Here is a 12934-nt window from a genome sequence, read left to right as displayed (position 1 = left end):
AAGAATAAGGATGAGGTTCCCGCATTGCACGGGAACCAGAAAAGCGACCGATTATTTAATTGGTTTTAATCTTGCTGTAAAGTGTCTTAATACTGGTGGTTCATATTCGAAATCAAGACCTTTCAGAGTTGCGAATTTATCTTTTAACCCAATGAGAGCATCTGCAATATAATCCATATGGTCATTGGTATATACGCGTCTCGCAATAGTTAATCGCATAAATTCCATGTCTGCATGTTTTTGTTTGCCCGTTTCAGGATCTCGGCCTAATAAGAATGAACCAATTTCAACCGCACGAACACCCGATTCTAAATAAAGTGCGTTAATAACAGCTTGCGCAGGGAATTGGTCACCTGGAATATGTGGAACCAATTTTTTACAGTCGACAAATACTGCGTGCCCGCCTGTAGGATATTGAATTGAAATACCACCTTCGCGTAAGCGGTCACCTAAGTATTTAACTTGCCCTATACGATAATGCAGATATTCTTCACCAGCCCCTTCTTCAAGACCCTGTACCATTGCCGCCATATCACGACCCGCTAATCCACCATAGGTCACGAAACCTTCCATTGGCACACAGCGTTGTCTTGCCAGTGTGAAGATCTTTTCATCATTTTTAATACAAACCAACCCGCCGATATTTAATAGTGGGTCTTTTTTCGCTGACATCGTTAATGCATCAGCATACTTATACATATCAAGAATAATTTCTTTAATTGTCGAATTTTTATATTTAGGATCACGCTCTTTAATAAAATACGCATTTTCACAAAAACGAGCCGAGTCCATGACAACAAAGATATTATGTTGTTTAGCAATCTCATAAACTTCTTTCAAATTCGCCATTGATACTGGCTGACCGCCTGCACTATTACAAGTTACAGTAGATACAATTGCAACAACGTTTTCTGCACCATGCTCCGCAATATTATCTTTTAATTTTTGGATATCAAAATTACCTTTCCAATCATCATAAGTATCCGAGTCATAGGCTTTTTCGGTAACAATATTAATTGCCTTACAACCGTTTAATTCAACGTGTGCTGCTGTTGTATCAAAGTGGAAATTAGAAATAAATACCGGTTTTTTAGCACCGCCTTGTTCCTGTTTTACTTTCAATAAAACAGGGAATAACATATTTTCAGCACCGCGACCTTGGTGAGCAGGAATGACGTAATCATAGTCAAACATCTCTTTCACTTTATCTTTTAAATCATAATAGTTACGAGATCCTGCGTACGCTTCATCACCAGTAATCATTGCTGCCCACTGGTGGTCACTCATCGCATTGGTACCTGAGTCAGTTAATAAATCAATATAAACCGCGCTGCTTGGTAGTAAAAATGGGTTATATCCTGCTTCTTTTAACGCCGCTTCACGTTCTTCTCTTGATGGAATACGGATATTTTCTACCATTTTAATACGGAATGGTTCTACGATTCTTTTAGCCATGATAATACCTTTAATTTTTCATTAAATAATAAATAATAGAGATTTAACCCATAGTGAAATAAGTTAAAAAAACTTTAAGAAAGGAAAATAGAAAGGTTATTTATTTGGGAAAAAGAAGGCTAAAGAGATATCAATATTGAACCATTTCTTCATATAGAAGAAATACCTTGAAATGAGAGATTCGTTTAACAAGAACATACTATGACTCCTATCAACGAGGAATTAGTACAACCGACTGCTATTATATATATAACAGTTATATTACCAAAGTAATCGCTATTGTCATAATATTGTACCTCTATCACATTATTAGCAAGAGAGGCAGGAACAACTTGACTCAAGTCACAGTCTTAATTTATTTATTAAATAAGAGTTTAATTTTATTAAATTTAGTTTAACTACATTAGTAAAAGTACATATACTTAATATAACAACATAATTAAATACATTAATTTAACTTAAATAAAAGATAACTTAAATAAAATGGGTAAAATAGTTTTATTTTACCCATTATTAAAATAATTAATAATTACTGAGCATCTTTACCGTATTTAGGTGACCTAGGCCCATATAAGATACCATTAGGTTTACCTGCAGATAATAACCTGACACTTGTTATACCTGCAATTGCATAGCTTTTATCTGTCATTGTATCTACGATTTGGTTAACAACAGCAGATACTAACACCCCAATAATACCATTTGACGAGGAATTATTTTCAGCACTCGATGCAGTTGCGGAGCCACTCCATAATAACGCCCCTGTCCTAGCATCAACCAATTTTGCATCCGCTGTAACGCGAGTATCACTGGAAATAACCTGATAACTTGTTCCGTATTCAGTAATATTCAAATAAAGTACCGCATCATTACCAAAAATTTCACGTAATTTTTCTGGAGGAACAGCCTGAATATCACCCGAATTTGTCATCCCGTTTTGCTTAAAAGTTTCCTCAACAACAGCAACAGGGAACACATAATAACCCGCCTCAGCTAAAGGAAAGGTCGCTTGTGATAATAAACCATGACTTGCCTGTACCTCTGGTGAACTATTTTGTGGTAATAGCACCAGAATACTTTTTGGTTTACTTTGATTAAATGCCGTGTAATCAACTTTAGTTGACTGAGCACATCCCGTTAATAACCATGTCATCACCAATCCGCAGACTATAAGTAAATGTTTCATTTTACTTTTCCTTTATTTTTCATGAGAAAATCCATGTAAGCCGCAGATTCTGGATACAATGCTTTTTCTGCTGTGAATTCTTGCATTGCAAGATCAACCACTCCGGTTGTTGAGTACAATAACCCTAAATGTGCATGTAACCCTGGCGGAGTTGCCAAACCTTTTGCTTTGCTCATTTCCAAATTCTTTTTCAAAGCTTGAATTTGCTCTTGGGGGCTAGTTTCTGTTTGTTGATAATATTGGTAAACCGTTGTTTGATAACCATCCCAGTTATATAATGGTTTTGGTTCATTGGCACAGCCATTTAATAAAATCGCACCGGCCATAACAGCCAATAATTTAATTTTCATCGTATTTCCTTATTTAGCTGGCTGCCATGCACCACTTTCAATACCCGAAACTAAGTTATTTACAGCTTCCCTAATGGCTAAATCTAATACTTTTCCATTCAATGTTGAGTCATAACTAGCGGTGCCACCAAAACCAATCACTTCCCTATTTGATAATTCATATTCACCAGCACCTTGTGAAGAAAATACCACTTCAGATGTTTGAACATTAACAACGTTTAAATTGACTTTGGCATACGCTACTTGTGATTTACCCCGACCTAAAATACCGAATAACTGGCGATCCCCTACTTCTTTTCGCCCAAATTCAGTAACATCACCAGTAATCACATAAGTTGCACCTTTTAACTGTTGAGACTGACCTTTAATGCCAGCTTCTTCTTTAAGCTCTTGCATATTTGCACGGTCTAATACATTAAAACGACCTGTTTGCTGTAAATGTGTCATCAAAATGGTTTTAGATTGATTACCTAAACGATCAACACCATCAGAGAAAATACCATTCATATAACTAGAACGATTATCGAATTTCCCTATTGATATTGGGCTTTTTGGACCTGAATATTGAGTATTATATGTCGCAACTTTTTCTACAGCTAAAGAGCGAGAAGATTCTTTAGCACAACCACTTAATAATGCACTTGCAATAAAAATAGATGCAATACTGATTTTGGATATATTCATTTAGCTATCTCAATTAAAATAGAATTAGAATTAGAATTAGAATTAATTTTTGCACTGTTATTTTGCATTAAATGAAGAATAGGATCTAGTCAATACTACCTATTTTTTACCTTATGTTTAGCTTGATTTTTAATTACGATAATATTCATAAAGTCACTAAGGTTTACTAAAATAAAATCAACCGTTTGATTAAATATGGGTAAATTTAGAAAAACAATTTAATTAGTAATCTTTAGTGATGATATCGAATATCCCCTCTATAGATAATAATATATATTATTATCTATATTTCTTTTATTTTATTTGTTTTTTCTGATTAAAGGTAATATTTCCATATAATCAATTAGAATTGATTAATTTTTATCTATTTTTCAATCTACCATTGAAAGGCCCTCTTACTCATCTTAACGCGAAGATTTACCGCAAACTATTCCCATCTCCGTATTAAATTAACCTTTTAAGTAACCAATATAAAAAAGGATAGAGTTTCCCCTATCCTTCTTGAATGAAAACGCGCTAAAGCATAATTACATATCAATGCAAAGATTGATAAGAAACTTGTACACCTTTAGTCAAATTACCTTCATTCGAATAAGTGCTTTCTATTTCAATCAAGGATTGGTCCGCCATATTGTATATTTTGTTATACAAAGGAAATTCAGGGCGATAACGAATCTCTTTCGTTGCAATATCCATCATTAAATATTGTTGTGAACCTCTAACTGAATTCGAAACAATTACTCCTTGATTGCCAACTTTTAAGCTGTTCAAATGGTTATAACCGCTTTCTGCAATAACCTCAAAATCACCATTAGTTTGGAATTGCATCAAAGAAAATAAACGGCGTGAAGGCTCCTGAGCAACCACAAAAATATCGCCATGACGATTTTGTGCTGATTCATTAATTCTGACAGGTAACCATTTACTACTAATAACCTGTTTAGTGGGGATATCCATGATAACTTCCAGTGATCCCATTTGATTACCGTAGCTGTACCACATTACGATTTTATCTCGATAAGTTGCGTAGGAGAAATTTGAATTACCAGAAATTTCCTCAGGAAATAATGATTTAGCTAAATCACGAACATTCATAAAATGTTCCCATACCATTCCTTTATCTGCGCTAATAAAAATATTTTCATTATCCGCAACCACATAAAAAGGAGAACCTTTAGATTGATAAATTTTTCCCATAATTAATGTCGAAAATAGAGAGCTGGGTCTATCTCCCCAAGGAATTAATTCACTTACTGAAAAATTAGTTAAATTAATAGTGCGGTAGCCATCCCTTAGCATGATTAGGCACTCATTTCTTTCACAAACAGCATTATAGAAGCTTTGGTCACCATACGTAATAAAATGGACACCTTGATTATCTGCAAACAATATCTGGTAATCATATTCACTCAACGTTTCATAAGGACTATAAGAATAATAATAGCTAGAACGACTGCTTTTTTGAGCTATTATTAGCATCCCCTTTTCAGATGGAAATGTCGTTGCGAAATCATAGCTACCTATTGCTACACTATTTTCATTATGGTTTTGCCATTGCCAATCTTCCGTACCACCACGAATAAAAACAAAAAGAGTGAACAATAAACTGAGTGCAAAAATAAACGTTAAAATAAGGAATCGTTTACTGAGAAATGGGTTCATGAACGCACCTCCGTCACATAATCTGTTTTACCGTGCTGCCGACGAAGTTGTTTTAAAAAATATTGAGATTGATAATAGGCATTACCGCGTTTTGACACTTTAAAATAAATCGCCACACATAAAGCAATAAGGAAGCTTATTCCGAGTAAAATAGCTCCTGAAAAACTGATAAACATGACACCAGTATCAATAATATTCATCCAGTCCCAATAATCCCAATAGCCGCCTTTTTCAAAGGTTTCGCTAATAGATACGCTACCAACGGCTAGAATGAAAAGCGCTAGAATACAGAATATAAAGCCCCACAAACCAATATAGAACCCTCTTTCTTGTGGAGCGCCTTTACCTATCAGGCTATATGCTAGTCCGTCTTGATGATTTAGGATGCCAAAAACGACTTGTTCCTTTGAATCTTCCTGAATATTTTTATGTAAAACCTCAAGTTCATCCGCCTGTGCAATAAATAATTTATGATTATTAAAAAGGGGCTCATTTGCTGAGACTAGAACTCCCATGTGTTTTTTATTAATCTGTAAATTAACTTTATTGAGTGTTTGGATAGTATCTCCTGCAGCGATCGTAAGGTTGTAATTTGCAGTGATATTTACCTTGCCTTTTGTCACGGATAGTGATGTTTTATCAACATTAATTTCAGCAGCTTTATGTAATTTTACAGGCTTAGATTTAGGATTCTTGATACCGTCGATTTCAATATATGAACGTTCTTCAAACAGTTTATATTTCCCAGCAATAACTGAATCTAGCGCTTTCAAAATTAATTTTCGTTTTGGGCTTAAAATATGCTTTGTTTGTACGAGTGCTAAGCCAAAAAGAATGATCCCAGCGAAAGCAGCACAACCCAAAATGGCCACTAATATTATCATCAAGAAACTGTCGTCTGCCTCAGTAAAACAGTAATACACCGCAGGTATCAGTGCCATTAAGACTAACGAAATTAAGTATTGTTTTCCTAGTGAACGATTAAAGCCAACGGTTCTATCGGGCTCAAGCCGGCCATGCTCAGCATGGTAAACCCATTCAACCCAATAGCTTCCATCATTCATCTCTTCTGCACAAATAACCAAAGAGTCACCTTGCTGTATGCGCTCTAAAAATATTTGGCTATTTGAAAAATCATCCTGATTAAAGAAAAATACTTTTTCAGAGGCAATCAATCTTACCATCCCCATTGGGCTGACATTTTGATAATCACATTGAGTAAGACTGACATGGAAATATTGAACTCGCATGAGTAAATGCCTATTTCGCTAAGTAAATTTAACATTATGATAATAAATAAAGGTATATAGCCCTAGTAAAACTTACCTTATAATAAAATAATTCAGACAATGACGAGCACTCTAAACTGTTATTTAACTCAGGTTAATTATTAGAAATAGGTGTCTCCTACTAGCAAAGCCAGTAATTACTGATAAACTTGCATTCAATACAAAGTTTGTGAGTGAAATGTGGCAATAAAGCAATTTTACCACTCCTTCCTTTAACAATAATTTTGAATAACAGCGATGACATCACAACCTGCATATAAGCAAATCCAGTCTTACATTTTACGCAGTATTGATTTAGGTATTTTTATGCCTGAAACTCAAATACCGACAGAATTAGAGCTATGCGCTCAGTTCAATGTAAGCCGTATGACGGTGAATAAAGCCATTTCAGAGTTAAGCCAAAAAGGGATCCTAAATCGAATTGCAGGGAAAGGCACATTTGTTGCCACCCAAAAACATGAGCTCCCGGTTACAAAAGCATTTGATATTTTTGATGAGATCTCAACGAGCGGTAACAAATATAGCGGTCACCAATTACAACTTAAAATTATTTCCGCATCAGCAGAAATCGCACTACAGCTCGGAATTAGCGAAGGAAGTGATGTGGGATACTGTAAAGTTCTTCATTTTGAAAACGATATCCCTTTAATGTTAGAAGAACGCTATGTTAACCACGCCATTGTGCCTGACTTTGTTAAGCAAAAATATGGCGATACAGAAACGCCTAGCGGTTACTTGCAACGCCATTTTCCTGTCAGTGAAATGGAACATACCATTGAAGCCGCATTAGCCACAAAGTCCATTGCTCAATCATTATCAATTAAAGAAAACTCACCTTGTTTACAACTTAGTCGGCGCACTTGGACAGGTAAGACCCTAATTAGCTATGTTAAAATGATCACCGCGGGTTCGCGCTACAAATTAAAATTACATTCGCGAATTGAGAATTAATGCAGAAATAAAAAAATGGGGCAAAATTGCCCCAAAGCGACTGATAAAACAAAAAATATCAAGCACATCTACATCACAATAAATTCGTTTTACATTCCTTGATAAATAGGCCCTTCCCCTCCTTGGGGAGCAGTCCAAGTGATATTTTGTAACGGATCTTTAATGTCACAAGCCTTACAATGCAGGCAGTTTTGTGCATTAATTTGTAGTTTTTCTTCACTTTTATCCCCTATAATTTCATAGACTCCAGCGGGGCAATAACGTGTCTCAGGCGCAGCATATTTCATTAAATTAACTTGGATAGGAACATTAGTATCAGCCAGTTTTAAATGGCAGGGTTGTTCCTCTTCATGGTTCGTATTCGATAAAAAAACGGAAGAAGGCTTATCAAAAATTAATTTACCATCGGGTTTTAGGTAGTCTATCGGTGTAAAACCTTTCGCTTCTTTTATTCCTTCGTGGTCCGATTGTTTTAATTTCAACGTCCACGGGCTGCGCCCTTTTAATAACAGTTGTTCTGCACCAAATAGCATTGAACCAACGACTAAACCTTTTTTCATATAAGGCTTAAAATTCCGTGTTTGGTAAAGCTCTTGATATAACCAGCTCTCTTCAAATAGCTGTCGAAATTGCTGTTTAAACTGTAAATAGTCAACCATTCCATTCTGGATAGCGCTAAACCACGCTTCTGCCGCTAGTGCGCCACTTTTAACGGCACAATGGGTGCCTTTGATACGAGCCGCGTTTAAAAAACCAGCATCATCGCCAATTAGCACCCCACCAGGAAAGCTTAATTCGGGTAACGCGGCTAACCCACCCGCCACCATCGTTCTAGCACCATAACTGATCCGCTCTCCACCCGATAAAAAATCACTAAAAGCAGGATGGGTTTTTAAGCGTTGAAACTCATCAAATGGTGATAAATAAGGGTTTTCATAATTTAGCCCGACGACCAAACCCACTGCGACTAAGTTATCTCCATAGTGATAAGCAAAGCCACCGCCATAGGTGTGGTTATCTAGTGGCCAACCAACAGAATGGACAACTAGCCCTGCTTGATGTTGCTCTTTTGGAATTTGCCAGATTTCCTTAATTCCCAAACCATAGGTTTGTTTGCCACTCTCTGCAGATAAATTAAAATGGTTTATTAATTGTTTACCGAGTTGGCCTCGGCACCCTTCCGCAAAAAAGGTCATTTTCGCAAGCAAATTCATACCTGGTTGATACATCGGTGTTGGGTTACCTGATTTATCAAGTCCCATATCTCCAGTGGTGACACCTATTACTTGGTTTGTCTCATCAAATAGCACTTCAACCGCAGCAAAACCAGCAAAAACATCAACTCCTAATCTTTCAGCCTCAACGGCAAGCGCAGCACTGACCTGCCCTAAGCTACCAATGAAATTACCATCATTTTTCAAACACTTTGGTAATAAAGATAGGGGTAAATGACTTGCTTTTTTCTCTTTCAACCATAAAAAACGGTCATAGTTTACAGGTGTTAAGGGGCCTGAAACTTTTTGCTGCCAGTCTGGCAGCAATTCATCAAGAGCCCGTGGATCAATCACCGCACCAGATAAAACATGAGCACCTATCTGTGCGCCTTTATCAATTAAACAAACCGATATGTCTGTTCCTTTCTCTGCGGCAAGCTGTTTTAATCGTATTGCTGCAGATAACCCCGCAGGCCCACCACCGACAATCAGGACATCGAACTCCATCGATTCCCGCTCGGGAGCCTCGTTTATCTTATCAATATTGTCGATAGCCATTCATCCACCTCTTACGCTAATGCTTTGTCAAATTCCGGTAAGATCTCAAATAGATCGCCAACAATGCCATAATCTGCAACTTGGAAAATCGGCGCTTCAGGGTCACTATTAATCGCAACGATTACTTTACTTTCTTTCATGCCTGCAACGTGTTGAATTGCTCCTGAAATTCCTACTGCGATATATAAATCTGGTGCAACAATTTTCCCTGTTTGCCCGACTTGATAGTCATTCGGAACAAAGCCTGCATCGACCGCGGCACGTGAAGCACCAACCGCAGCGCCCAATTTGTCAGCGATTGTTTCCAATAGCGCAAAATTTTCACCAGAGCTCAAACCTCTCCCACCTGAAATAACCACTTTTGCAGAGCTCAATTCCGCACGGCTAACTTGGGTTAGAGATTGGCTTTTTAGCTGACTACGCAAGGGAATATCGGCAAGGAAAACGGTTTCAATTTCAGCATCACTTTGTGCTTCATATCCCCCCGAAAATGTCGAACTACGCACCGTAATAACCACTTGTTGGCCATTATTCTGCACTGTTGCTAACGCATTTCCTGCATAAATAGGCCTAATGAAGGTTTGAGAATCAATAATTTGGGTAATGTCTGAAATTTGTGCAATCCCTAACGTTGCAGCAACCCGTGGGGCTATATTTTTCCCAAATGTCGTCGCAGGAAACAGTAAATGGGAATATTCCTTTGCGATATTAACCACAGCGTGAGCCATCGGTTCTGCGAGTTGGTTTTTCAAGTTATCTGATTGTATTTCTAGAACTTTACTCACACCCTTTATGCTCGCAGCTAGCTGAGCGACCAAGTTCGTCTCATCTCCCGCAACTAATAAGTGCAAATGATCACCCGCTGCAAGAAGCTGTTTTGCAGCGTTAATACTATGATAAGTAGAGGTTTTAATTGTTTGGTTATCATGTTCGACCACCACTAATACAGATATTTGGCTCATTGATATTTTCCTCGATTAAATCACTTCTTTCGCGTGCAATGCACTGACTAGCTCTGTCGCATTGCTTAACAATGTACATTGCCCTGCCCGTTTTTTGGGTTCGGAGACACTAAGCGTTTTAATTTGCCCTAATGGCGTAAAATCCATCTCAACAATATCGATAATATCTAACGTTTTTTTCTTAGCTTTCATGATATTAGGTAAAGTTGCATAACGAGGTTCATTGAGCCTTAAGTCCGTTGTGATAACAGCGGGTAATGGCATCTCTAACGTTTCTAACCCGCCATCAATTTCCCTTGTAACTTGCAGTAATTGGCCTTCAAACTGAATTTGTGAGGCAAATGTCGCCTGCGGATAATCCAATAATGCGCTAAGCATTTGGCCTATTTGATTACAATCATCATCAATAGCTTGTTTGCCTAATAAAATAAGATCTGGCTGTTCCTTTTCCACAATTCGTTGAAGTAAACGCGCAATATCCAGTGGTTCTAAGGTCAACTCTCCAGATCTCTGGACTAAAATGCCACGGTCAGCACCAATCGCCATCGCACTGCGTAATGTTTCTTGATAGCCAATATCACCAACAGAAACAGCAATAACTTCTGTCGCTTTTCCCGCCTCTTTTAAACGTACAGCTTCCTCGACAGCGATTTCATCGAAGGGGTTGATGGCCATTTTGACATTCGCCAATTCAACGCCTGAGCCATCGGCTTTTACTCTTATTTTGACGTTATGGTCTATTACTCGCTTCACTGCGACTAAAATTTTCATAGCAACTCCTATCCCAATTCTTCAATGATTGTTGGGTATGATGATGTTCTAAAATCGTTTTTTAGGTTGAGAGAAACCGTAACAGTGATATTCACACTGCTACTGGTTGTCTCAATTTTTACTATTTTTAATGCTAGTTTTTGATGAAATATTTATTTACTTGTGGGTAATATCAATCGGTCTGCCACTGACATAGGCCATTTTTTAATCGCAACATAGTAAATAACACTGGTTGCCACCAAGCCCACAATCCATGAGATATCAACACCACCGAGTTTTTCGACTAAAGGCCCGGTATAAAACCCTGTTGAAATAAAGGGTAACTGTATTAACACACCCACAATGTAAGTGAATATCCCAACTTTATTCCAACGCCCATAGCGGCCATTTGGGTTTGCGAGTTCAGGAACGTCGTAGCGGCCTTTAGTGACCCAATAGTAGTCAACCAAGTTGATTGCGCTCCAAGGGGTAAAGAATGCAAGCAAAAACAATAAGAAAGCAGAAAAGAGTTTTAAAAATGAATGCTGGCCTGCTAGTCCAAGTAAGGTTGAGAAACTGACCATTAAAATAATAAAGAACAACCTTTGCCCACGAGAAATTTGGCTTTTCCCACGGAAGCCACACCAAATTGCCGCCATAGACATAAAACTGCCATAAGCATTCAGTGCAGTTATCGTCACTTTTCCATAGAAAATACTGATATATAACAGAGCCGCTATCAAACCTGTGCTACCTAAGCCCACAATATATGAGACTTCGTTACCCGCAAATTTATTCCCTGCAAGTGCTGCGGCAAAAACCCCTAAAATCATCGATGCTTGCGTACCAATGACTGTCCCTGAACCTACGGCCAAAAAGGCTTTGATTGTCGGAGTTTTAGTCGGTAAATAACGTGAATAGTCAGCAACATAAGGCCCAAAAGCAATTTGCCAAGAAGCAGACAATGACATCGCTAATAAAAAATTAGTCCAGCTAAAATGGCGGTTTTCCAGTAGTACCGAAACATCATTCATATAAAATAGACGGAAAAATAGATAGAAGAACGTAATTACACCAATAACGCTCGCCACTTTTCCTAAAATATGGATGATGCGATAACCACAAATTGTGATGCCAATAATCACCACACCAAAAATGATAATTCCAACCCAATCCGTCACATGTAATAACTGACCCACCGCTTGCCCTGCCAGCACGGTACCACTGGCAGAAAACCCGACATACATCATGCAAACTAATAAAATAGGGATGACTGCACCGTATACACCAAACTGTACACGGCTCGAAATCATTTGTGGTAACCCCAATTTTGGCCCTTGCACCGCATGCAAAGCCATCACCGCACCACCTAGCAGCTGGCCAATAAATAAGCCAATTAATGACCAGAATACATCCCCACCCAGTACGACTGCCAAGGCTCCGGTTACAATTGCGGTTATTTGCAAATTAGAACCAAACCAAAGTGTGAATTGGCTTGATAAGGTGCCGTGGCGCTCGGACTCTGGAATGTAATCGATGGAACGCGCTTCGATTAAAGGTACATTCTCCTGCCGGTTTTTTTGCCCTGTAGCGATGTCGTTTGAAACTGTCATGGTAACTCCTCTTTAAGCAAGGCTGGCTTAAAGAATGAACCAATTAATCGTAATGGAACCGCAATAACTACAGTTGTAAGGTACAGTTATTAAGCATTACGCTGGGTGATGTTTTATCTGTTATTCACCCTAAATAACTAATTGAAATACATTCTTAAACCTGATTGTTGTTGTGTTTTTAATTCCATGATCCTGTTGTCAGGTAGTGCTTCCTATGGTGCTCCATAAACCAGTAAACGCCTGTCCCGCTTACTCGCTCA

11 protein-coding genes are annotated in these 12934 nt (G+C 37.9%); 1 reads left to right on the top strand and 10 read right to left on the bottom strand.

What is annotated here, in order from left to right; all coding sequences use genetic code 11:
• Positions 1 to 51 precede the first annotated feature (51 nt).
• The 6 genes from PSF09_RS12250 to PSF09_RS12225 all read right to left on the bottom strand — a co-directional run bounded on the left by PSF09_RS12250 (position 52) and on the right by PSF09_RS12225 (position 6587).
• Positions 52 to 1455, bottom strand: a complete 1404-nt coding sequence (locus PSF09_RS12250) for a tryptophanase (protein ID WP_004908186.1) — start codon at positions 1453 to 1455, stop codon at positions 52 to 54.
• Positions 1456 to 1984: 529 nt separating this feature from the next.
• Positions 1985 to 2641 (bottom strand): DUF799 domain-containing protein, encoded by a 657-nt coding sequence (locus PSF09_RS12245; RefSeq protein WP_272683959.1) that lies wholly within the window; start codon positions 2639 to 2641, stop codon positions 1985 to 1987.
• On the bottom strand, positions 2638 to 2991 hold the full coding sequence (locus PSF09_RS12240) for a DUF4810 domain-containing protein (protein WP_272664357.1): 354 nt from the start codon (positions 2989 to 2991) through the stop codon (positions 2638 to 2640). The genes PSF09_RS12245 and PSF09_RS12240 overlap by 4 nt, the downstream gene beginning before the upstream one ends.
• Before the next feature lie 9 nt (positions 2992 to 3000).
• Entirely contained in the window at positions 3001 to 3675 is a 675-nt protein-coding gene (locus PSF09_RS12235; RefSeq protein WP_272664358.1) for a CsgG/HfaB family protein, read from the bottom strand.
• Between the two features lie 534 nt (positions 3676 to 4209).
• Positions 4210 to 5337, bottom strand: coding sequence for a hypothetical protein (locus PSF09_RS12230; RefSeq protein WP_272664359.1), 1128 nt, complete (start codon positions 5335 to 5337; stop codon positions 4210 to 4212).
• Positions 5334 to 6587, bottom strand: a complete 1254-nt coding sequence (locus PSF09_RS12225) for a hypothetical protein (protein ID WP_272683958.1) — start codon at positions 6585 to 6587, stop codon at positions 5334 to 5336. The genes PSF09_RS12230 and PSF09_RS12225 overlap by 4 nt, the downstream gene beginning before the upstream one ends.
• A gap of 276 nt (positions 6588 to 6863) precedes the next feature.
• Between PSF09_RS12225 and PSF09_RS12220 the strand changes: the two genes are divergently transcribed.
• Positions 6864 to 7577, top strand: coding sequence for a UTRA domain-containing protein (locus tag PSF09_RS12220; RefSeq protein WP_210839708.1), 714 nt, complete (start codon positions 6864 to 6866; stop codon positions 7575 to 7577).
• 89 nt (positions 7578 to 7666) lie between these two features.
• Here the strand turns inward: PSF09_RS12220 and PSF09_RS12215 are convergent, their stop codons facing one another.
• The 4 genes from PSF09_RS12215 to PSF09_RS12200 form a co-directional block, all read right to left on the bottom strand.
• Positions 7667 to 9349 carry an electron transfer flavoprotein-ubiquinone oxidoreductase gene (locus tag PSF09_RS12215; RefSeq protein WP_272683957.1) on the bottom strand — a complete coding sequence of 561 codons (1683 nt, stop codon included), beginning with the start codon at positions 9347 to 9349 and terminating at the stop codon, positions 7667 to 7669.
• Between the two features lie 11 nt (positions 9350 to 9360).
• Positions 9361 to 10311, bottom strand: a complete 951-nt coding sequence (locus PSF09_RS12210; protein WP_272683956.1) for an electron transfer flavoprotein subunit alpha/FixB family protein — start codon at positions 10309 to 10311, stop codon at positions 9361 to 9363.
• Positions 10312 to 10326: 15 nt separating this feature from the next.
• The gene (locus PSF09_RS12205) at positions 10327 to 11082 is read right to left on the bottom strand and encodes an electron transfer flavoprotein subunit beta/FixA family protein (RefSeq protein ID WP_272664363.1); all 756 of its coding nucleotides are present in this window, start codon (positions 11080 to 11082) and stop codon (positions 10327 to 10329) included.
• A 152-nt stretch (positions 11083 to 11234) separates the two neighbouring features.
• On the bottom strand, positions 11235 to 12674 hold the full coding sequence (locus PSF09_RS12200; RefSeq protein ID WP_272664364.1) for a purine-cytosine permease family protein: 1440 nt from the start codon (positions 12672 to 12674) through the stop codon (positions 11235 to 11237).
• Positions 12675 to 12934: the final 260 nt, after the last annotated feature.

The organism is Providencia sp. PROV141 (genome assembly GCF_028481645.1).
Taxonomy (GTDB): Bacteria; Pseudomonadota; Gammaproteobacteria; order Enterobacterales; family Enterobacteriaceae; genus Providencia; species Providencia rettgeri.
This window is presented reverse-complemented; position numbering and strand designations above follow the sequence as displayed.